A 21748-nucleotide genomic window follows, 5' to 3' on the forward strand; every position below is an offset into this window, starting at 1 on the left:
GGATCATGACCACGATGCAGGAGCCGTTCGACACCGCCCCGACCCCGCTGGGCCCGCCGTCCGTCCGTCGGGGTGCCGTCTTCGCCGGCATCTACGTGGGCGCCGGGCTTCTGCTGATCGCCCTCAACCTGCGCATGGGTGTCGCATCCGTGGGCCCGGCACTCCCGTCGATCGAACGAGACCTCGGCATCCCCGCCGCCGCGGCGGGACTGCTCACGACGATCCCCGTGTTCGCGTTCGGCGCGTTCGCCTTCCTCACCCCGGCCTTGACCAGGTGGATCGGTCTGCACCGACTGCTCGCCGTCACGATGGTCGTCGTGGCGCTCGGCATCGGCATCCGGCTGCTGCCCTCACCCGTCGCACTGTTCGGCGGGACGATCCTGGTGGGCGCCGGCATCGCCGTGGCGAACGTCTGCATGCCGGCCGTGATCAAGCAGGACTTCGCGCATCGCCTCGGACTCATGATGGGGCTGTACTCCACGGCGCTCTTCCTCGGGGCCGCGGCGGCGGCCGCTCTCACGGTGCCGTTCCTGTCGGTCTTCGACGGGTCGTGGCGGGGTGGGCTGGCGGTCTGGGCGATCCCCGCCGTGCTCGCGCTGCTGATCTGGCTTCCCCGCGCGATACGCGTCTCGCCGGAGCCTGCGCGGGCCGCGGGCGCTGCGGCCGATGCGATCCCGGAGCCCCGCGACGAGCCGCGCCTCTCGACGCTGCTGCGCGATCCGGTCGCGTGGGCGGTCACAGGATTCATGGGGTTGCAGAGCCTGAGCTACTACGCGGCCCTCACCTGGATTCCGACGATGCTGCAGGACGCCGGGGTTCCCCTCGCCGATGCAGGCCTGCTGCTGTCGTACTCGAGCTTCCCCGGGATCGCGGCTGCGCTCCTCGTGCCCTCGATGCTCCGCCACATCCGACCGACATGGCTCCCCGTGCTGCTCTCCGGTCTCCTCTGCGCGGCGGGACTCATCGGCCTCCTCGTCGCACCCGGCGGGGCAGCGCCGTGGTTGTGGATGACGCTGCTCGGGTTCGGCCAGGGTGCCGCCATCGCCCTGTCGCTGACGTACATCGTGCTCCGCGCTCCCGACGCGCGCCATACGGCGCACCTGTCGACGATGGCGCAGGGCATCGGCTACCTGCTCGCGGGGCTCGGTCCGATCGGTCTCGGCATGCTGCACGCCGCGGTCGGCGGATGGGGTGTGCCGGTCGCGGCGCTCATCCTCGTGCTCGGGGTGCAGGTCGTCGCCGGTTCCGCAGCCAGCCGGGAGCGTCACGTGCGCTCGGGTGCGCGGTGACCCGACGCCGCCGACTGTGCGTCAGGCGAAGGCGCTCATCCCGGTGATGTCGCGCCCGAGCAGCAGCGCCTGCACGCTCTCGGTGCCCTCGTAGGTGTGGATCGCCTCGATGTCGGCCAGGTGCTGCATCACGCCGTTCTCGAGCAGGATGCCGTTGCCGCCGAGCAGATCGCGGGCGGTCGACGCGATCCGCCGGGCGGCGCGCGTGTTGTGGAACTTCGCGAGCGAGGCCTGGGTCGGACGCAGCTCGCCCGCCGTCTCGAGGTCGGCCATGCGGCGGCAGTACAGCTGCATGGCGGTGAGGTCCTCGAGCATGTGGGTCAGGCGCTCCTGCACCATCTGGAACTTCGCGAGCGGCTTGCCGAACTGCACGCGCTGTGTCGCATAAGCGAGCGCGGCCTCGTAGCAGGCGGTGGCATGGCCGAGCGCCGACCAGGCGACGCCGGATCGGGTCGCGTACAGCACGGTCGATGCGTCCTTGAAGCTCTTCGTCCCCGGCAGCACGGCGTCGAGGGGGACGCGCACGTCGTCCAGGACGATGTGCGCCTGGTGGATCGCGCGCAGCGAGGCCTTGCCGCGGATCACGCTGCCCGTGTATCCCGGGGTGCTCTGCTCGACGAGGAAGCAGCGGACGGCGCCGTGCTCCTCGGCGCTCTCGTCGTCGACGCGTGCCCACACGAAGGTGATGCCGCCGGATGCGCCGTTGCCGATCCACTTCTTGGTGCCGCGGATGACCCAGTCGTCGCCGTCGCGGCGCGCGACCGTCTCGAGCGATACCGAGTCCGAGCCGTGGTCGGGCTCTGTGAGCGCGAACGATCCGAGCACCGAGGCGTCGGCGAGCGCGACGAGCCACTTCTCCTGCTGGGCGGGTGAACCGAACAGGGCGAGGGTGCGCAGGGCGAGGCCGCCCTGCACCGCGAGGATCGTGCCGAGCGAGCCGTCACCCCGGGAGATCTCCATGTTCACCAGGCCTGCGGCGAGCGGGGACATGCGGGTGAGCGACGGGTGCGAGATGCCGTCGACGACGAGGTCCATCTCGCCCATCCGATGAGCGGCGTCCAGCGGATACTCCGCGCGGTCCCAGGCGTCGGCCATCTGCGGGGCGACCTCGTCGACGTAGCGCTTCGCGCGATCCCAGGCCTCGCGATCGGCAGACGGGATGTCGGCGAAGACGGCGTAGTAGTCGCTGTCCTGGCGTGCGGTGACGTCGTATGACGAGACGCGCTCGCCGGGGAAGGGGGAGGCTGCAGTGCTCATGGGACTCCTTTGTGGACCTGAGTATCGTACTCCTCGATACTCGGTTCCACGACCAGGACTCTCGGTCGACCAGGACTCCCAGTCGAGCAGAGCCTCAGTCGAGTTGCGACTGCAGGCGGCGCGTGACCTCCGCGATCGGCATCGCACGGGGGAACACGGCGACCACCACGTCATCGGGAGCGACGGCCGCGGGATCCTCGGCCACCCCGAAACGGCGACGCGCATCGGCCAGCGCCGTCTGCAGCGCGGACAGCGGCACCTTCTTCCGACCGCGCAGGAGCTGGCGCAGCACGTGGTTGTGCACGGCCGTGACCAGGGCGGCGAACCCGACGGCATCCAGCGGGTCGACTCCGGGGAGCGCCCCGCGCAGGTACTCGTCGAACAGTCGCTCGTAGCGGAACACGGTGATGATCTCGCGTTCGCGCAGCACGGGCACCTGGCGCACGATCTGGTAGCGGCGCCGGGCGAGCTCCGGGTCGTGCGCGAAGTGGCTGAACACGGATTCGGATGCCGCGCACACCGCGCCCCACGGGTCGTCGTGCCCCTCGTCGAGGAAGTCCCTGAGCTGCTCGAGGAGCACTTCGTGGTCGGCGAAGACGACATCCTCCTTGCCGCCGAACTGCCGGAAGAAGGTCGACCGGGAGACGCCCGCGGCCTTGGCGATCTGCTCCACCGAGGTCTGATCGAACCCCTGGGCGCTGAAGAGCTCGAGCGCCGCGGCGACGACGCCGGTGCGCAGTTCTGCGGATTCGTGCATGGCGAAAGCCTAGACCTCGCCCCGTCGTGACGCCGTCATACTGAGGAGCGTGAGCGATGCGAGGACGGCCGGCTGGTTCGAGACGCGGCGGCGCGGCACCCTGCGCTGGTGGGACGGATCGCGCTGGAGCGAGCGCATCCTGGTGCGTGGGCGGGAGACGACCCTCGCCGCCGAGAGCGCGACTGTGCGACGGCAGCTGCTCATGACGGAGCTCGCGCTCTCGGCGGTTCTCGTCGGCGCGATCCTCATCGCCCTGTGGGGATCCCTGCCCGTAGTCGTGGTGCGACCGGTGATCGTCGCGACCGGTGCAGCCCTCGTGATCGTGCCGCTCGTCATCGCCCGGCAACTCCGTCTGGCAGCTGTGCCCGCGCGCCGATCCGGCATGCCGGCACGGCGCTGAGCCGGAGGGGCCGGGCCGCAGGAGCGCCCAGCCCGAGGTAGTAGGCTGGGGGACTGGTCGATGTCTCGACATCGAGAGAATTACCAGACAGCAGCCCAGTGAAGGAACCACAGTGGATCTGTACGAGTACCAGGCACGAGACGTTTTCGAGAAGTACGGAGTGCCGGTTCTCGCCGGCATCGTCGCGGACACTCCGGAAGAGGTGAGGGCGGCGGCCGAGAAGATCGGTGGCGTCGTCGTCGTCAAGGCTCAGGTGAAGACCGGAGGCCGTGGGAAGGCGGGCGGCGTCAAGGTCGCCAAGACCCCCGACGAGGCGTACGAGGCGGCGAAGGCCATCCTCGGTCTCGACATCAAGGGCCACATCGTCAAGCGCGTCATGGTCGCGCAGGGTGCGCGCATCGCCGAGGAGTTCTACTTCTCCGTGCTGCTCGACCGCGCCAACCGCTCCTACCTGAGCCTGTGCTCGGTCGAGGGCGGCATGGAGATCGAAGAGCTGGCCGTCGAGCGCCCCGAGGCGCTCGCGCGCGTCGAGGTCAACCCGCTGACGGGCATCGACAAGGCGAAGGCCGTCGAGATCGCGCGCGCCGCGAACTTCCCGGAAGACCTCGTCGACAAGGTCTCCGACGTGTTCGTGAAGCTCTTCGACGTCTACAAGGGCGAGGACGCGACGCTGGTCGAGGTCAACCCGCTGGTCCGCACCGAAGAGGGCGACATCATCGCGCTCGACGGCAAGGTCACGCTCGACGACAACGCCTCCGAGATCCGTCACCCCGAGCACGAGGCGCTCGAGGACAAGGACGCGGCCGACCCGCTCGAGGCCAAGGCCAAGGCGTCCGGCCTGAACTACGTCAAGCTCGACGGCGAGGTCGGCATCATCGGCAACGGCGCAGGACTCGTCATGTCGACGCTCGACGTGGTCGCCTACGCGGGCGAGAACCACAACGGCGTCAAGCCGGCGAACTTCCTCGACATCGGCGGCGGTGCCTCGGCCGAGGTCATGGCCGCGGGCCTCGACGTCATCCTCGGCGACCCGCAGGTCAAGAGCGTGTTCGTCAACGTGTTCGGCGGCATCACGGCGTGCGACGCCGTCGCCAACGGCATCAAGGGTGCCCTCGAGACCCTGGGCGCCACGGCTTCCAAGCCGCTCGTGGTCCGCCTCGACGGCAACCGCGTCGACGAGGGTCGCGCGATCCTCGCCGAGTACGCGCACCCGCTTGTGACCCTGGCCGCCACCATGGACGAGGGCGCCGACAAGGCCGCCGAGCTCGCCAACGCCTGAGACTGAAGGACGAGAAGAATGTCGATCTACCTCAACAAGGACTCCAAGGTCATCGTCCAGGGCATCACGGGCGGTGAGGGCACCAAGCACACCGCCCTCATGCTGAAGGCCGGCACCCAGGTCGTCGGTGGCGTGAACGCCCGCAAGGCCGGCACCACGGTCTCGCACACGGACAAGGACGGCAACGCCGTCGAGCTGCCCGTCTTCGCCTCGGTCGCCGAGGCCATGAAGGAGACCGGCGCCGACGTGTCGATCGCCTTCGTCCCGGGCGCCTTCACGAAGGACGCGATGATCGAGGCCATCGATGCCGAGATCCCGCTGCTCGTCGTGATCACCGAGGGCGTCCCCGTGGGCGACTCGGCCGAGGCGTGGGCCTACGCGCAGAGCAAGGGCAACAAGACCCGCATCATCGGGCCGAACTGCCCCGGCATCATCACCCCGGGCGAGGCGCTCGTCGGCATCACGCCGGCGAACATCACGGGCAAGGGGCCGATCGGCCTCGTGTCGAAGTCGGGCACCCTGACGTACCAGATGATGTTCGAGCTGCGCGACCTGGGCTTCTCCACCGCCATCGGCATCGGCGGCGACCCGGTCATCGGCACCACGCACATCGACGCGCTCGCCGCGTTCGAGGCAGACCCCGAGACCAAGGCGATCGTGATGATCGGCGAGATCGGCGGCGACGCAGAGGAGCGTGCGGCCGACTACATCAAGGCGCACGTCACCAAGCCGGTCGTCGGCTACGTCGCGGGCTTCACGGCTCCCGAGGGCAAGACCATGGGTCACGCCGGTGCGATCGTGTCCGGCTCGGCCGGTACCGCTCAGGCGAAGAAGGAGGCCCTCGAGGCCGCCGGCGTCAAGGTCGGCAAGACGCCGTCCGAGACGGCCGACCTGATGCGCGCGATCATCGAAGCGCTCTGATCTGAGCTACGCTTGATCTGAAGGCCCCGGACTCCACTCCGGGGCCTTCTTTCATGCCTGGCGCCTTCACGCCGGACGGGATGCGCGCCTCACGGTTGCGGTGTCACCGCGTCCAGGAGGGTGTCGAGCGCGCGATGCGCGTGGCGTCGCGCGGCGGCGTCGTCCGGGCGGGCGGCGAGCCACAGGGCGAGCTCGTTCATCGCGCCGGAGAGAGCGGATGCGAGGGGGTCGACGAGCGCGGGGGCGATCCCGGCCTCGCGGAGGCCCGTGCGCAGCTCCTGCTCCGGTCCCTCCGCATCGAGTCGACGCCACTGCTCCCAGCCGAGGGCAGCGGGGCCGTCGATCAGCAGGATGCGCGACGCCACCCCATGGGTGATGGCGTCGAGGAAAGCGTGGCTGCCGTCGCGGAGGGCGGTGTCGTCGCTGCTGTCGGCCGTGGCCGCGATGATCGCCTCCGCGATCTGGTGCTGCTGGGCCGCCGCGACGGCCGCGAACAGGCGTGGCTTCGAGTCGTAGTGGTGGTAGACGGCTCCACGCGTGACGCCCGCGGCATGCGCGATCTCGTCGATGGATGCGGCGGCGTAGCCGTGTTCGGCGAAGTGGGCGGTGGCCGTCTCGAGAACGCGGCGCGCGGTCTCGGCGGCGTCGGCGGCGGACGCTCGAGGCATGAGGTTCCTTTACGTGTGGTGTGTATGTATTCTAGATCCCAAGTTACAAACATGCTGTATGTAAAGGAGTTGCCATGCAGATCACCAGCTTCTACCCGGTACTGATGGTGGACGACGTCGCCCAGGCGGCACGGTTCTACCGCGAAGAGCTCGGCTTCGAGACGACGTTCGAATCCGACTGGTACGTCAGCCTGCGCTTCGCGGGCGGCGAGCTGGCGATCCTCGACGCGGCGCACGAGACCATCCCCGACGGCTTCCGCGAGCCCGTGCGCGGGCTGCTGCTCAACATCGAGGTGGCGGACGCGACCGCCGCGCACGCGCGTCTCGTGGGGGAGCGCGGCCTCCCGGAGCGACTGGCTCTGCGCGACGAGGACTTCGGCCAGCGGCACTTCATCATCGAGGCGCCCGGTGGAGTGCTCATCGACGTGATCGAACCGATCGAACCTTCGGCGGAGTTCGCAGACGCCTACCTCTGACGCGGCGCGTCGGGCGCCGTGTCGTCGACGAGTCGGGCCCACATCGCCGCCACATGTCGGGCATCGGTGCCGCAGCATCCGCCCAGAACCTCCAGCGCCGGCAGTCGCTCCACCAGCGCGACGGTCCGCACGGCGAGGTCATGGGGGTCCCCTTCGTCCAGCTCCGGTGCCTCGTCGAGTTCCGCGTGCGACAGCCGGGAGGCGTTCGGACGGATCCCGACGATGCGCCCGGCCGTGTCGGCATCGACGGCCCCGTCGAGATGATCGGGGTGCGCGCAGTTCAGGAAGTAGCCGTCCGGCGGGGCCTCGGCATCCACCCTGCGCACCGTCTCGGCGAGGGTGATCCCCGATGCCAGGAGGCCGTCGACATCGACGGTGAAGGAGATCTCGACGGGGATCCCGACCGCTCGGGCTGCACGCACGACTCCGATCGCCTCCGCGGCATCCGTGAGCGTGTAGGCGATGACCGCATCGGCGCCGGCCTCCGCCAGGGAGCGCACTTGAGCACGGTGATACGAGAGGGCGTCGTCTGTACCCGTCCTGGCGTCCCACGCTCCCGGTCGATATCCGTCGCCGCGAGGTCCGAGCGTCCCGATCAGGCGGGTCGCGGAGAGGTCCCGGTAGTCGGCGGCGACCTCGCGCAGGGTCGCGACGGCGACCGCGTTCACCCGGTCGAGGTCGCCGGCGTCGTAACCGAGGCGGTCACCCCAGTCCGCACTCGCGCGCCACGTCGCCGATTCGAGCCGCAGGCCCGTGTCGTGAGCGCGTGCGATATCCGCGTAGCCCCGGTAGTAGTGGCGCAGGAGCTCCCGTCCGCGCTCGTCGTCCAGCAGCACGAAGGCCGCGAAATCGGGCAGGTCGATGCCGTGGTGGAAGATCAGGTCGGTCTCGAGCCCGCCGTCGGTGACGAAACGGACTCCCACCGCGGGCGATGGGAACATGATTGACCTCCTCGGGAGGATGGCTCCGGTCTACCAGAGCAGCACCCCCGACGCCATGGCTTGTGCGCGCGTGACCGGGAGGACGCGAAGAGGGGCGGATGCCGCAGCATCCGCCCCTCTTCTGATTCCACTCGGTGTCAGATCCCGACGCCGAAGAGCGCCTCGATCGGACCGCGCGCGAAGAAGATCAGGAAGCCGGCGCCGACCACCCACAGCAGCGGGCTGATCGTCTTGGCCTTGCCCGAGAACGCGTGGATGAGCACCCAGCTCACGAAGCCCGCACCGATGCCGTTCGCGATCGAGTACGTCAGCGGCATCACCGAGACCGTGAGGAAGACCGGCAGCAGCACCCGGAAGTCGGTGAAGTCGATGTAGCGGATCTGCGCCATCATCATCGCACCGACGATGATCAGCGCAGCTGCGGCGATCTCGGTGGGGACGATCGAGGTCAGCGGCGTGAGGAACATCGCGATCAGGAACACGACGCCGGTGACGACGTTGGCCAGCCCCGTGCGTGCCCCCTCGCCGATGCCGGCACCGGACTCGATGAAGACCGTGCTCGACGACGACGAGGTCGCGCCACCGGCGATCGCGCCGACACCCTCGACGACGAGCGCCGACTTGATGCGCGGGAAGTCGCCGTTGTCGTCCGCGAGGTTCGCCTCCTTGGCGAGGCCCGTCATGGTGCCCATCGCGTCGAAGAAGTTCGTGAACAGCAGCGTGAAGACGATCATCACGAGCGCGACGAGGCTGACCTTGCCCAGGTCGAAGCCGAAGTCGACCGCGCCGATCAGGCTGAGGTCCGGGATGCCGACGGGCGAGCCGTCGAGGGCGGGAACGGTGAGCCCCCAGCCACCCGGGTTGACCACGTTGCCCTCGTCATCGAAGCCGCGGGCACCGATGTGCCAGATCGCCTCGACGATCACGGCGAGCACGGTGCCGCCGATCAGGCCGATCAGCATGCCGCCCTTGATCTTCAGCGCGACGAGGATGCCGGTGAGCAGGAGCGTGATCACGAAGAGCAGGCTCGGCACGGTCGCGACCGAGCCGTTCACTCCGAGTCCGACCGGCGGCGACGAGGCGCCCGTCGCGGTGACGAAGCCCGAGTTGACGAAGCCGATGAAGGCGATGAACAGGCCGATGCCGACCGTGATCGCGATCTTCAGCTGGAACGGCACCGCATCGAAGATCGCCTTGCGCAGTCCGGTGGCCGCGAGCAGCACGATCACGACACCGTTGATCATGACGAGTGCCATCGCCTCTGGCCAGGTGACCTGTCCGACGACCGAGAACGCCACGAACGCGTTGATGCCCAATCCGGCAGCGAAGCCGAACGGCAGGCGCGTGACCAGACCGAACAGGATCGTCATCACACCGGCAGTCAGAGCAGTGGCCGCGCCGACCGCGTTGAAGTCGAGCATGTTGCCGGCGACATCCGGCTTGCCGGACAGGATGATCGGGTTGAGGATCACGATGTAGGCCATCGTGACGAACGTCACCAGACCCCCTCGGATCTCGGTGCCGATCGTCGATCCGCGCTTGCTGATCTCGAAGAAGCGGTCCAGGGCACCGGTGGGTTCGGTGGACGCGGGGGCGGGCGGGGCAGTTGTCATCGGGAAACCTCCGCAGAAACGCTATCGTGTCGCCGGGCTCACGCGCGCCCCCGGGGCTTCGTCGGCAACTCGTCGTAGTCTCGAAACGCTATGCAACGCCTCCTCGTCGCGCTTCTCGCCGCCTTCGACGCTGCCATCGCCGCCGCGGTGGGGCTGGTCGTGCTCCTGGCGCCGCTGACCCTGCTGTGGACGCTCGCGTTCGGCGTCACGGCCGACTGGGGGGCGCTCTGGCCGCTCACCGGCACGCTGTGGGAGTTCGGCCACGGAGTGCCGCTCGATGTCACGATCCCCGACGCGCTCCTGGTGGCCCTCGGGATCCCCTCTCAGGCCGCGGCATTCGGCGTCTCGATCACTCCGCTGGCGTTCCTGTTCTTCACGCTGTTCTTCGCCGCCCGCTCCGGCGGCAGGGCGGCAAATGCGGGGGCGTGGCTGCTCGGGGTGCTGTCGGGATCGGTCGTGTTCGCCGTGATCGCCACCGGCGTCGCGCTGACTTCGCACCTGGACGACGTGACGACGTCGTTGCCTCTCGCCATCATCCTGCCCGCGGTCGTGTACTTCGTCGGCGCGCTGTGCGGTGCGGTGCGCGTGGCGTGGGAGGAGGGCGACGGCGGTCTGCTCGACCGCCTCCACGACTGGGTGGACACGCGCGAGGACTGGGCGCCGGTGCCGGCCGCGGTCGTACGGGGCACGGCGTTCTCGCTCGTCGGGGTCGTGGGGGCGGCAGCCGCGGGGCTCGCGATCATCACCCTGTTTCGCGGCGGCGAGGTCGTGGCTCTGTTCCAGGCCGCGCGCGTCGATGCGCTCGGCGCCACGGTGATGACCCTTGCGCAGCTCGCCTACCTGCCCACGCTGATCGTGTGGGCGGCATCCTGGCTCGCCGGTCCCGGCTTCGCCGTCGGTGCCGGTACCGCGGTATCGCCCGCGGGCACGCAGCTCGGCGTCGTCCCCGGCATCCCCGTGTTCGGTCTGCTGCCGGAGAACAGCTCGATCTGGATGATGATCGTGGTGCTCGTCCCCATCGCGGCCGGCGCCTTCGCCGGGTGGGCGGTCCGCTCCCGGCTGGTGTGGGAGGGCACGCCCCTCGGATTGCTGCAGCGTGCCGTGATCGCCCTCGGCATCGCCGGTGCGAGCGCCGTCGTGGGTGGGCTCGCGGCCGCGTTCGCGAACGGCTCGATGGGTCCAGGGCGGCTCGCCGTGGTCGGGCCCGCCGCGTACCCGTTCGCGCTGGCGCTCGGCATCGAGGTGCTGCTCGGCGCGGCGATCCTGCTGCTTTCTCCGCGTCACCGCGACGAGCTCGCGGAGGAGCGGACCGATCGCTGGATCGCTGAGATGTCGGAGCTGGATGCGGTGCCCGATTCGATCGGCGGCGCGGCCGGTGCCCCGAGTTCAGGGGCGTCGAGCGTCGACGACACCGCACCGATCGACGACCTCCGTGGCTTCCCCGCGTCGCGGCACGACCCGGCGGATCGGCGCGACTGACCGCCTCCCGACCGGGCGCGGACGCCGGACGGAAGGCGCCTGCGCGCCCCGGTAGACTGGGCGCGTGCTCACGGTCGCCGTTCTCATCTCGGGCGCCGGCTCGAACCTTCGCGCCCTCCTCGAGGCCGCTCGTCATCCCGATTTCCCGGCCCGAGTGGTCGTCGTCGGTGCGGATCGCGAAGCCGACGGGCTCGCCCACGCCGAGGAGTTCGGCATCCCCAGCTTCACCGTGCCGTGGCACGAGCACGACAGTCGCGCGGCCTGGGGTCAGGAGCTCTCCCGCCAGCTCGCGGTGTGGAAGCCGGACCTCGTCGTGCTGAGCGGCCTGATGCGCCTGCTCCCGCCGTCGGTGGTCGCCGAGTACTCGCCGCGACTGATCAACACGCACCCGGCCTTCCTGCCGGAGTTCCCCGGTGCCCACGGCGTCCGCGACGCGCTCGCCGTCGGCGCCTCCCAGACCGGAGCGAGCGTGATCGTCGTCGACGACGGCGTCGACACCGGGCCGATCCTCGCGCAGGAGCGTGTGCCGATCCTCTCCGACGACACCGAGCACAGCCTGCACGAGCGCATCAAGCCGGTCGAACGCCGACTCCTCATCGACGTCGTCCGTCGCATCGCGACCGGCGACCTCCCTCTGACACCCGCTTCCTGACCCTCCACCCCGACGCCCCCGCACGAAGGAGCCCATCATGGCCGGCCCCCGCCACGACCCCACGCTCTACCGCGATCGCGACACCGTGCCGATCCGGCGCGCGCTCGTCTCGGTGAGCGACAAGACCGACCTGCTCGTCCTGGCCGCGGCGCTCGCCGATGCCGACATCGAGATCGTCTCCACCGGCTCGACGGCCTCCACGATCCGCGAGGCCGGCTTCGCGGTCACCGATGTGGCCGCCGTCACGGGCGTCGCCGAGATGCTCGACGGTCGCGTCAAGACGCTGCACCCGAAGATCCACGGCGGTCTGCTCGCCGACCTGCGCCTCGAGGACCACGAACGTCAGCTCGCCGAGCTCGACATCACGCCGTTCGAGCTCGTGGTCGTCAACCTGTACCCGTTCGTGGAGACGGTCGCCTCCGGTGCCGTCGGAGACGACGTGGTCGAGCAGATCGACATCGGCGGTCCCGCCATGGTCCGCGCCGCGGCGAAGAACCACGCCAACGTCGCGATCGTCGTCTCCCCGCAGTCGTACCCCGGCATCCTCTCCGCCATCGCCGCGGGCGGCACCTCGCTGTCGCAGCGTCGAGAGCTCGCCGCGAGGGCGTTCGCGCACACGGCCGCGTACGACACCGCGGTCGCCTCCTGGTTCGCCGAGGGCACGCTGCAGGACGAGGGCGACCTGCCCGCGCACCTCACGATCCAGGCCGAGCGCCTCGCGACGCTGCGCTACGGCGAGAACTCGCACCAGCGCGGCGCGATCTACACGCGCGCGGGCGGCCACGGCATCGCGCAGGCACGGCAGCTGCAGGGCAAGGAGATGTCGTACAACAACTACGTCGACGCGGATGCCGCGCTGCGCGCCGCCTACGACATGGTCAAGCCCGCTGTCGCGATCATCAAGCACGCCAACCCGTGCGGCATCGCGACCACGGCGCCGAATGCGCTCGACCCGATCGCCAGCGCCCACCTGCGCGCGCACGAGTGCGACCCGGTGTCGGCCTACGGCGGAGTGATTGCCGCGAACGGCACCGTCACGCTGAAGATGGCGGAGAACCTCAAGGACATCTTCACCGAGGTCATCGTCGCGCCGTCGTTCGAGCCGGCCGCGCTCGAGGTGTTCAAGGCAAAGAAGAACCTGCGTCTGCTGCAGCTGCCCGAGGACTGGCAGCAGGAGCGCATGGACGTGCGGCTCGTCTCCGGCGGGCTGCTCCTGCAGGACGCCGACCGCTTCCCGGACGACATCGTCTCGGTCGCGAAGAACTGGGAGCTCGTCTCGGGTGAACGCCCGAGCGACGCGGAGATGGAGAACCTGATCTTCGCGTGGAAGGCCTGCCGCGCGGTGAAGTCGAATGCGATCGTGCTCGCGAAGGACAACGCCACGGTCGGTGTCGGCATGGGCCAGGTCAACCGCGTCGACTCGTGCCGCCTCGCGGTCGAGCGTGCGGGTGACCGTGCGGCCGGGTCCGTCGCGTCGTCGGATGCGTTCTTCCCCTTCGCGGACGGCGCCCAGGTGCTGATCGATGCGGGCGTCACGGCGATCGTGCAGCCGGGCGGCTCGGTGCGCGACGAGGAGGTCGTGGATGCGGCCCGCAAGGCCGGCGTCACGATGTTCTTCACGGGGGAGCGGCACTTCTTCCACTGAGCTTCCGATCCTCCACCGGCGCTCCGCGGCTTGGTCCGCCGAGCGCCGGTGGGCGACACGCCTATATACTGGCCGCTCACTGGGGCGATGGGGCGACGGTATGAAGGCGCAGAAAGCGATCTCGAGCGAGAGCATGTCGGTCCGCCCGTGGCTTCGCCCGACGGCCTACTGGCTTCCGGAGCACTTCGTCGATTCGGCGTGGCTCACGCATGGGGCGTTCGCGGCCTGGCTCATCGATGTTCTCCGCCCAAGGGACGTCGTAGAACTGGGCACGCACAACGGGTTCTCGTGCTTCGCCTTCGCCGAAGCGGCGAAGCGGCTGGGACACCGCATCTCCATCCACGCTCTGGACAGCTGGGAGGGCGACGATCACGCGGGCTTCTACGGCGACTCCACGTATCACGCGGTGCGATCGATCGCGGGGCGTGACTACGAGGAGTCGATCGAGCTGCACCGCGGCTACTTCTCCGAGCTGCGCCCGAACTTCCCTGCCGCATGCGTCGACCTCCTCCACATCGACGGGCGGCATGGCTACGAGGACGTTCGCGAGGACTACGAGCAGTGGCGGGACACGGTTCGCGACGGAGGAGTGATCCTCTTCCACGACATCGCCGAGCGACGCGACGACTTCGGCGTCTGGCGCCTGTGGGAAGAGGTCGCCGAGCCGGGACGCGCGTTCGCTTTCGAGCACGGGCATGGGCTCGGTGTGCTCGCGGTGGGCGATGTCGTTCACGAGCCGCTCCGCGTACTGTTCGAGGCTGAACCCGCTGACGCCGACCGGATCCGCGACGACTTCGCTCGTCTGGGCGCGGTGATCGCTGAAGTGGCACGCATCCCGCATCTCAAGGCGGAAGTCGCCTCACTGCATGAGGTCGTGGAGATGCTGCAGGCCGAGCGCCTGCGTCTCTCCGACGCCGTCGTGGAACGGGACGCTGCCCTCGCGTCGCTGCGTGAAAGCACGAGCTGGAAGATCACAGGACCGCTGCGCGCGGCCGGCCGGGTGATTCGACGAGATCGCTGATCGCGAGGTCCAACGGTACGGACAGTCATGTCCGATTTCCGCCAGTCGATGTCGGGGGCGCGTGACAGAGTAGAGGCATGAGCCTCCCCGTGACCGACTTCGACGAGCGATACCGTGCGATCAGCGCGCGCGACACCCGCTTCGACGGCCAGTTCGTCACAGCGGTCCGCTCCACCGGCATCTACTGCCGCCCGAGCTGCCCCGCGCGCACGCCGAAGCCGCAGAACGTGACGTTCTATCCGACGAGCGCCGCCGCCCACGAGGCCGGATACCGCGCGTGCAAGCGGTGCCTGCCCGAGGCCGCTCCTGGATCACCGGCGTGGGACGTCCGCGGCGACACCGCGGCACGCGCGATGCGCCTCATCGCCGACGGTGTCGTGGAGCGCGAGGGGGTGCCGGGTCTTGCCGCCCGGCTCGGCTACTCCAGCCGGCATCTCGTACGACTGCTCACGACCGAGCTCGGTGCAGGGCCGCTCGCCCTGGCCAGGGCGCATCGGGCGCACACGGCGCGGATGCTGCTGGTGGGCACGGACATGCCGATCTCCGACGTGGCCTTCTCCGCAGGCTTCGCCAGCATCCGTCAGTGCAACGACACGATCCGCGAGGTGTTCGGACTCACGCCGGGCGAACTCCGCGCGCGCCGTCGCCTGCCGGCCTCCGCGGTACCGGGAGCGATCGACCTCGTGCTGCCGTATCGCGGCCCGCTGGATGCGAGCGGCATCTTCGCGTGGATGGCGGCACGCGCCGTTCCCGGCGTCGAGGAGAGCACTCCGACGTCGTTCTCCCGACACCTGCGCATGGCCGGTGGACCGGCGTGGTTCGAGGTGCGGCAGGACGAGCTCGCGCGGTTGCACCTCCGGGTGCGGGTCGCTCGTCTGGGTGATCTGGCGCCGCTGGTCTCGACCGTGCGCCGCATCTTCGACCTCGATGCCGACCCGTTGGCGGTCGACGAGGCACTGTCGGCGCATCCGCAGCTCGCCCCGCTCGTCGCCCGCACCCCGGGGATCCGCGTTCCGGGCTCGGCCGATCCTCACGAGATGCTCATCCGCGCCATGGTGGGGCAGCAGATCACCGTGGTCGCCGCCCGCACCGCCCTCACCGCGCTCACCGAGGCGCTGGGGCAGCGCACCGAGAACGGGCTGCTGTTCCCCACGATGTCGGCGATCGCCGAGCACGGCGCGGAGGTGCTCCGCGGCCCGGCCGCTCGCCTCCGTGCCATCACGGGGGCGGCAGCGGCCCTCGCCGACGGATCCTTGCGGCTCACGATCGGCGATGACGGGGTCGAGCAGCGGGCGGCGTTGCTCGCGATGCCCGGCATCGGCCCGTGGACGGCCGACTACGTGCGCATGCGCGTGCTCGGCGATCCGGATGTGCTGCTGCCGGGAGACGTCGCACTGCGTGCCGGCGCTGCCGCCTCGGGCCTCCCCGGAGACGCGCGCGAGCTCACCGCCTGGGCCGAGCGCACCGCGCCCTGGCGCAGCTATCTGAGCGCGCACCTCTGGCGCGCCGCACCCGTGCGGCCGTCGAAGCCACTGCGCACGACGACCGTTCCGAGCGGAACCCCGCTCGACCACCCGACCGCGAAGGAGAACTCATGACCGCCATCATCCAGACCATCGACACCGCCGACGGGGCGTTCACGATCCTCGCCGACGAGAGGCAGCGCGTGCTGTCCTCCGGGTGGACCTCCGATGTCGAGGCGATCCTCGACCGACTGTCCGCGGCGATGCGCCCCGAGACGTTCCGCGAGGGCGAGACCGATGCCGCGGCGGCCGCGCTCGCCTACTACGCGGGCGACCTCTCCGCCATCGACGCCGTGGCCGTGAAGCAGTCGGGAACCGCGCTGCAGCTGGCCGGCTGGTCGGCGCTGCGCGCGATCGAACCAGGGCAGCCCCTCACCTACACGAGTTTCGCGACCAGGCTCGACAACCCGCGTGCGGTGCGCGCGGCGGCATCCATCTGCGCTCGCAACGCGCCCGCGCTGTTCGTGCCGTGTCACCGGGTGCTGCGGACCGACGGCACTCTCGGCGGCTTCGCCTGGGGCATCGGCGTGAAGGAGAGCCTGCTCGCACGCGAGGCGAACGTCGGTTGAGTCGCGGCACCAGTCCTGCTCCGGAGGATCGTCCGTGCCGACGAACACGCGCCCGGTCGCACCCCTCTAGGCTCGACCCGTGACCACCGAAGAATCACTCGCGCTGCACCGCCGCGCCGTCGTCGCCGACGCGCACAACGATCTGCTCTGCGCGGTGGCGAGCCGCCCCGCGGATCAGTGGTCCGAGTTCTTCCGTGCGCAGTGGCTTCCGCAACTGCAGGACGGCGGCGTCGATCTGCAGATCCTCCCGGTGTTCATCGACGACGTCTACCGGCCCGAGGGTGCGCTGCGCCGCACACTCCGCATGATCGAGGCCGCGCATCGTCTCGCCGAGGGCAATGCGGACGTGGTTGGTCTGTGCCTCGACGGCGACGACATCGATCGTGTGATCGGCGAAGGCCGCATCGCCCTGGTGCTGGCGCTCGAGGGGATGCCGGGCATCGCCGACGACATCGAGCTGCTCGAGACGGTGCATCGCCTCGGGGTGCGCGTCGGCTCGGTCGCCCATTTCGGGCGCAGCGCCTTCGCGGACGGCAGCGGTGAGGACGCGGCGGGCAGCAGGCTCACCCGCACCGGTGTGCAGGCGTTGGCCGAGATGGAGCGCATCGGGATGGTCTTCGACATCAGCCACCTCGGTGCAGGTGGTGTCGATCACGTGCTGGAGCTGGCTACACGTCCGGTCATGGCGACGCACTCGTCGGCGCGGGCGCTGTTCGACCACCACCGCAACCTCACGGACGCGCAGATCGCGGGGGTCGCCCAGAGCGGGGGAGTCGTGTGCGTCAACTTCTTCGCCCCCTACCTGCACCCGAGCGACTACACGATCGACACCCTGATCGACCACTTCGAGCGGGTGGCGTCGATCGCCGGCGTCGAGCATGTGGGGATGGGGCCGGACTTCGTCCGCGAGGTTCTGGAGGACACCACGGCGCCGTGCTGCGTGCAGACCACGATCGAGGGCGTTCCGGCCGACCGTTTCCTCCCGGGGCTCGACGGCCCGGCCGGCCTTCCACTGGTGACCGAGGCGCTGCTGCGCCGCGGCTGGTCGGAGACGGACATCCTCGCCGTGCTCGGCGGCAATCTGCAGCGGTTCCTCCTGTCCGAGCTCGGCGGTACCCTCGGGGCGTGAGCCGATGGACGAGCCAGGTCGGCTCGGATCGAGACACGCCGGCATCGAATCGGGAATGCGTCTTGCGTTCAGCTGGTTCACAGCAATAGGCTGGTGGGCTGTCGCGCCAACCGGACGACATCGCCGAGCCCTGAGGAGGACACCATGACATCGATCGCCACCGCGCGGATCGCAGCTCTCGGCTCGACCACGGCGCGTCCGCTCTTCTAGAGCCACCCCGCCCCTTCTTCTCCGGATGCCGGACTCTGTGAGTCCGCTCTCGCATCCGTCCCCTTCCGCACTCGCTCCCCATACGAAACTCATCTGAGAGACATGTCTTCCTCGCCTTCCGCGCAGAACCCCTCGCCCTCGTCCACCCTTTCCACTCCGGCCGCACTGTGGCGTCTGAAGCCCTTCGTCAAGCCCGTCATCTGGCGGCTCGCCGGCGGTGCCGCCAGCGCGCTCATCGCGGCCGTCATCGCCCTGATGATCCCGATCGTCCTCGAGCAGATCATCAGCGGACCTGTCCGCTCCGGCGACCTCAGCGCGATCGTCTGGGGCGCCCTCGCCGTGTTCGCGCTCGCCCTCGGCGAGGCGCTGATGGTCTGGCTGCGCCGCCAGTTCGTGCTCAACCCCTCGACCGAGGTCGAGTACAAGATGCGCACCGAGCTGTACTCGCGGCTGCAGACCCTGCCGGTGTCGTTCCACGACCGTTGGGGTTCCGGCCAGCTGCTCAGCCGCATGATGCAGGACATCGGCCTGATCCGCCGCTGGCTCGCGTTCGGCCTCGTGCTGCTCGTGGTCAACGTCCTCACGATCATCATCGGTTCGGTGCTGCTGTTCCGCTGGCACTGGCTGCTGGGCACGATCTTCCTGGTGACCGCGATCCCGCTGTGGATCCGCGGCTACCTGTTCGAGAAGCGCTACGGCGCGCTCACCCGCCGCAGCCAGGATCAGGCCGGCGACCTCGCGACGAGCGTCGAGGAGAGCGTGCATGGCATCCGTGTGCTCAAGGCGTTCGGCCGCGGCAAGCACGCGCTCAGCCGGTTCAGCCGTCAGGCCGAGACGCTGCGCGAGACCGAGATGAGCAAGGCCGGCGCGATCGCGTCGATCTGGTTCTGGCTCGACCTGATGCCGCAGATCGCGTTCGGGCTGAGCCTGATCTCCGGCATCTGGCTGATCTCACAGGGGCAGATCGACGAAGCCGAGCTTTTCGCGTTCTTCGCGATGGCCGTCGTGCTGCGCTGGCCGATCGAGTCGATCGGCTTCCTGTTCTCGTTCATGCTCGACGCCCGCACGGCGACCGACCGCGTGTTCGACATCTTCTCCGAGACGAACACCATCACCGACCCGGAGCACCCGGTGCACATCGAGAACCCGCGCGGCGAGCTCGCGTTCGTGGGGGCGCACTTCCGCTATCAGGATGCGGGCTCGCACGAGCGCGATCTGCTCGACGGCATCGATCTGGTGCTGCGTCCTGGCGAGACCATGGCACTGGTCGGCCTCACGGGAAGCGGCAAGACCACGCTCACCACGCTGCCCACGCGTCTGTACGACGTGACGGGCGGCAAGGTCACCCTCGACGGTGTCGACGTGCGCGACCTCCCGCTGTCGGAGCTGCGTCAGCACATCGCGATGGCGTTCGAGGATGCGACGCTGTTCTCGGCGACCGTCCGTGAGAACGTGCTGCTGGGCCGGGCCGATCTCGACGTGCACAGCGAGGAGGGCGAGCGCGTGCTGCGCGAGGCTCTCGACGTCGCACAGGCGTCATTCGTGGATTCGCTCCCCGAGGGCGTCGAGACGGTGATCGGCGAGGAGGGGCTCAGCCTCTCCGGCGGTCAGCGTCAGCGCCTCGCCCTGGCTCGTGCGGTCGCGGCGAAGCCGAAGGTGCTCGTGCTCGACGACCCGCTGTCGGCGCTCGACGTCGACACCGAGGCCCTTGTGGAGGAGGCGCTCCGACACGTGCTCGCCGACACCACGGCGATGATCGTGGCGCACCGTCCCTCGACGGTCGCCCTCGCTGATCGCGTCGCCCTGCTCGAAGCAGGGAAGGTGACCGCGGTGGGAACCCACTCCGAGCTGTTGAAGACGAGTCGCCACTACCGCCACGTCATCTCCAGCCTCGAGGCCGAGGAAGCGGCGCGCACCGGGGCGATCCCGATCATCCGCGACGAAGAGCTCGAGGTCGACGAAGAGGTCCGTGAGGGCCTCGGGAGGAAGGCCGCCGACGAAGACCCGATCATCGAGAAGGAGGTGCAGCGATGAGCTCCGCCATCACCGGAACCCAGAACGAGGACCGTTCCCAGTACACCCGTGAGGAGAGCAGGGCGATCCGTCGTCGGTCGCTGCGACTGCTCGGCTCGCTGGTCAGCCCGCTGAAGCCGCAGATCGTGCTGGCCGCCGCGGTGCTGATCGTGTCGACCGCACTGCAGGTCGCGGGTCCGATCCTCATCAGCATCGGTCTCGACCGCGCGCTGCCGGCGGTCCTGAAGGATGCGGACTGGATGCCGACGTTCATGATCGGCGGGATCTACCTGCTGGCGGGTGCGCTCGCCGCCATCCTGATCGCGTGGTACGTCATCATCGCGGCCAAGCTCACGCAGGCCGTGCTGCTCGACCTGCGCAAGCGCATCTTCCTGCACACCCAGCGCCTGAGCCTGGAGTTCCACGAGTCGTACACGTCGGGGCGCATCATCTCGCGTCAGACCAGTGACCTCGACTCGATCAAGGAACTCCTCGACGGCGGTCTGAACGAGCTCGTCTCGGGCGTGCTGTTCGGCCTGTTCACCTTCATCGCCCTGTGCGTGTGGGACTGGCAGTCCGGACTGATCCTCGCGCTCGGCGGCGTGCCGCTGTTCTTCCTGATGCGGTGGTTCTACTCCCGCTCGCAGCTGGTGTACCGCGAGTCGCGGGTCATCAGTGCGAAGGTCATCGTGCAGTTCGTCGAGACCATGACGGGCATCCGTGCGGTGAAGGCGTTCCGCAAGGAGCCGCGCAACGACAAGGCGTTCCAGGAGGTCGCGGGCGAGTACCGCGACGTCAACCGTCGTTCGATGCTGCTGTTCGGCACGTTCGAGCCCGGGCTCATGGGCGTGGCCGCGCTCGTGCTCGGCATCGTCGTGCTGTGGGGCGGCATCCGGGTGTCGGAGGGCGCGCTGACCGTGGGTGTGCTGCTGTCGGCGGTGCTGTACGTGCGCAACTTCTTCGCTCCGATGCAGGAGATCGCGATGTTCCTGAACTCCTACCAGTCGGCGACCGCCGCGCTGGAGAAGGTGTCGGGCGTGCTCGAAGAGGTGCCGACCGTTCCGGACCCCGAGAAGCCGGTCGACCTGTGGGAGTCCCGCGGGCACGTCCGGTTCGACGAGGTGACCTTCGGCTACAACGGCGAGAAGACGATCCTCCCGAACTTCTCGCTCGACATCCCGGCCGGCGAGACGATCGCGCTGGTGGGGACTACCGGTGCGGGCAAGTCCACACTGGCGAAGCTCATCTCGCGCTTCTACGACCCGTCGAAGGGGAGCGTCACGCTGGACGGCGTCGACCTGCGCTCGCTGCACCCGAAGGATCTCCGTCGCGCGATCGTCATGGTCACGCAGGAGGCGTACCTGTTCAGCGGGACCGTCGCCGACAACATCGCGCTGGGCAAGCCGGACGCGACGCTCGACGAGATCAAGGCGGCCGCGCGGGCGGTCGGCGCGGATGGGTTCATCGAGTCGCTGCCCGACGGCTACGGCACCGATGTGAACAAGCGCGGCGGCCGGGTGTCGGCCGGTCAGCGGCAGCTCATCTCGTTCGCCCGGGCGTTCCTCGCCGACCCCGCGGTGCTGATCCTCGACGAGGCGACGGCATCGCTGGACATCCCGTCGGAGCGTCTCATCCAGGACGCGCTGCAGACGCTGCTCAAGGACCGCACGGCGATCATCATCGCGCACCGCCTGTCGACGGTCGCGATTGCCGATCGCGTGCTGGTGATGGAGCACGGGCGCATCATCGAGGACGACACGCCTGCGGCCCTCATTGGGGGCACCGGCAAGTTCGCCCAGCTGCACGCGGCATGGCAGGAGACGCTGGTCTGATCGCACAGCGCGCCACGGGGCCCGGCATCCTTCGCGGATGCCGGGCCTTTGCGCGTGCGCGGACGGTGAGCGGG

19 protein-coding genes are annotated in these 21748 nt (G+C 69.4%); 14 read left to right on the forward strand and 5 right to left on the reverse strand.

From position 1 onward, the window contains the following. Nucleotides 1-5: 5 nt before the first annotated feature. Nucleotides 6-1289, forward strand: a complete 1284-nt coding sequence (locus WFM69_RS10910) for a CynX/NimT family MFS transporter (protein WP_337004519.1) — start codon at nucleotides 6-8, stop codon at nucleotides 1287-1289. 21 nt (nucleotides 1290-1310) lie between these two features. On the opposite strand, the gene WFM69_RS10915 is transcribed toward WFM69_RS10910, so the two are convergent. Continuing rightward, complete coding sequence (locus tag WFM69_RS10915; protein WP_337004521.1) at nucleotides 1311-2546, reverse strand: acyl-CoA dehydrogenase family protein; 1236 nt, start codon at nucleotides 2544-2546, stop codon at nucleotides 1311-1313. Nucleotides 2547-2640: 94 nt separating this feature from the next. Beyond that, on the reverse strand, nucleotides 2641-3303 hold the full coding sequence (locus tag WFM69_RS10920) for a TetR/AcrR family transcriptional regulator (RefSeq protein WP_337004523.1): 663 nt from the start codon (nucleotides 3301-3303) through the stop codon (nucleotides 2641-2643). 49 nt (nucleotides 3304-3352) lie between these two features. Here WFM69_RS10920 and WFM69_RS10925 point away from each other — a divergent pair, with 49 nt between their 5' ends. The 3 genes from WFM69_RS10925 (at nucleotide 3353) to sucD (ending at nucleotide 5903) form a co-directional block, all read left to right on the forward strand. Continuing rightward, nucleotides 3353-3703 carry a DUF2510 domain-containing protein gene (locus WFM69_RS10925; RefSeq protein WP_337004525.1) on the forward strand — a complete coding sequence of 117 codons (351 nt, stop codon included), beginning with the start codon at nucleotides 3353-3355 and terminating at the stop codon, nucleotides 3701-3703. A 112-nt stretch (nucleotides 3704-3815) separates the two neighbouring features. Then, on the forward strand, nucleotides 3816-4982 hold the full coding sequence (gene sucC / locus WFM69_RS10930; protein ID WP_337004527.1) for an ADP-forming succinate--CoA ligase subunit beta: 1167 nt from the start codon (nucleotides 3816-3818) through the stop codon (nucleotides 4980-4982). An 18-nt stretch (nucleotides 4983-5000) separates the two neighbouring features. Then, nucleotides 5001-5903 (forward strand): succinate--CoA ligase subunit alpha, encoded by a 903-nt coding sequence (gene sucD / locus WFM69_RS10935; RefSeq protein ID WP_307295266.1) that lies wholly within the window; start codon nucleotides 5001-5003, stop codon nucleotides 5901-5903. An 89-nt stretch (nucleotides 5904-5992) separates the two neighbouring features. Here sucD and WFM69_RS10940 read toward each other — a convergent pair whose 3' ends face one another. Then, on the reverse strand, nucleotides 5993-6571 hold the full coding sequence (locus WFM69_RS10940) for a TetR/AcrR family transcriptional regulator (protein WP_337004531.1): 579 nt from the start codon (nucleotides 6569-6571) through the stop codon (nucleotides 5993-5995). A gap of 74 nt (nucleotides 6572-6645) precedes the next feature. On the opposite strand from WFM69_RS10940, the gene WFM69_RS10945 reads away from it, so the two are divergent. Next, a complete protein-coding gene (locus WFM69_RS10945) occupies nucleotides 6646-7047 on the forward strand; it encodes a VOC family protein (protein ID WP_337004533.1) in 402 nt (133 codons plus the stop codon). On the opposite strand, the gene WFM69_RS10950 is transcribed toward WFM69_RS10945, so the two are convergent. Further along, nucleotides 7038-7988: a homocysteine S-methyltransferase family protein gene (locus tag WFM69_RS10950; RefSeq protein WP_337004535.1), complete on the reverse strand. Its 951-nt coding sequence runs from the start codon at nucleotides 7986-7988 to the stop codon at nucleotides 7038-7040. The two genes, WFM69_RS10945 and WFM69_RS10950, sit on opposite strands and share 10 nt — an antisense overlap. A 137-nt stretch (nucleotides 7989-8125) precedes the next feature. Continuing rightward, on the reverse strand, nucleotides 8126-9601 hold the full coding sequence (locus tag WFM69_RS10955) for an NCS2 family permease (RefSeq protein WP_337004537.1): 1476 nt from the start codon (nucleotides 9599-9601) through the stop codon (nucleotides 8126-8128). A gap of 90 nt (nucleotides 9602-9691) precedes the next feature. Here WFM69_RS10955 and WFM69_RS10960 point away from each other — a divergent pair, with 90 nt between their 5' ends. The 9 genes from WFM69_RS10960 (at nucleotide 9692) to WFM69_RS11000 (ending at nucleotide 21674) form a co-directional block, all read left to right on the forward strand. Beyond that, complete coding sequence (locus tag WFM69_RS10960) at nucleotides 9692-11080, forward strand: cell division protein PerM (protein WP_337004539.1); 1389 nt, start codon at nucleotides 9692-9694, stop codon at nucleotides 11078-11080. 64 nt (nucleotides 11081-11144) lie between these two features. Then, entirely contained in the window at nucleotides 11145-11732 is a 588-nt protein-coding gene (gene purN, locus WFM69_RS10965) for a phosphoribosylglycinamide formyltransferase (RefSeq protein ID WP_337004541.1), read from the forward strand. A gap of 37 nt (nucleotides 11733-11769) precedes the next feature. Next, nucleotides 11770-13377, forward strand: coding sequence for a bifunctional phosphoribosylaminoimidazolecarboxamide formyltransferase/IMP cyclohydrolase (gene purH, locus WFM69_RS10970; RefSeq protein ID WP_337004543.1), 1608 nt, complete (start codon nucleotides 11770-11772; stop codon nucleotides 13375-13377). 100 nt (nucleotides 13378-13477) lie between these two features. Further along, the gene (locus WFM69_RS10975) at nucleotides 13478-14398 is read left to right on the forward strand and encodes a class I SAM-dependent methyltransferase (protein WP_337004545.1); all 921 of its coding nucleotides are present in this window, start codon (nucleotides 13478-13480) and stop codon (nucleotides 14396-14398) included. Nucleotides 14399-14475: 77 nt separating this feature from the next. Further along, on the forward strand, nucleotides 14476-15996 hold the full coding sequence (locus tag WFM69_RS10980; RefSeq protein ID WP_337004547.1) for a DNA-3-methyladenine glycosylase 2 family protein: 1521 nt from the start codon (nucleotides 14476-14478) through the stop codon (nucleotides 15994-15996). Next, nucleotides 15993-16490, forward strand: coding sequence for a methylated-DNA--[protein]-cysteine S-methyltransferase (locus tag WFM69_RS10985; RefSeq protein WP_337004549.1), 498 nt, complete (start codon nucleotides 15993-15995; stop codon nucleotides 16488-16490). The genes WFM69_RS10980 and WFM69_RS10985 overlap by 4 nt, the downstream gene beginning before the upstream one ends. A gap of 79 nt (nucleotides 16491-16569) precedes the next feature. Beyond that, nucleotides 16570-17619 carry a dipeptidase gene (locus WFM69_RS10990; RefSeq protein ID WP_337004551.1) on the forward strand — a complete coding sequence of 350 codons (1050 nt, stop codon included), beginning with the start codon at nucleotides 16570-16572 and terminating at the stop codon, nucleotides 17617-17619. Between the two features lie 312 nt (nucleotides 17620-17931). After that, nucleotides 17932-19863 carry an ABC transporter ATP-binding protein gene (locus WFM69_RS10995; RefSeq protein ID WP_337004553.1) on the forward strand — a complete coding sequence of 644 codons (1932 nt, stop codon included), beginning with the start codon at nucleotides 17932-17934 and terminating at the stop codon, nucleotides 19861-19863. Beyond that, on the forward strand, nucleotides 19860-21674 hold the full coding sequence (locus tag WFM69_RS11000) for an ABC transporter ATP-binding protein (protein WP_337004555.1): 1815 nt from the start codon (nucleotides 19860-19862) through the stop codon (nucleotides 21672-21674). Before WFM69_RS10995 ends, WFM69_RS11000 begins: the two co-directional genes overlap by 4 nt. The last annotated feature ends 74 nt before the right edge of the window (nucleotides 21675-21748 follow it).

The organism is Microbacterium sp. LB12 (genome assembly GCF_037150835.1).
Classification (GTDB): Bacteria; Actinomycetota; Actinomycetes; order Actinomycetales; family Microbacteriaceae; genus Microbacterium.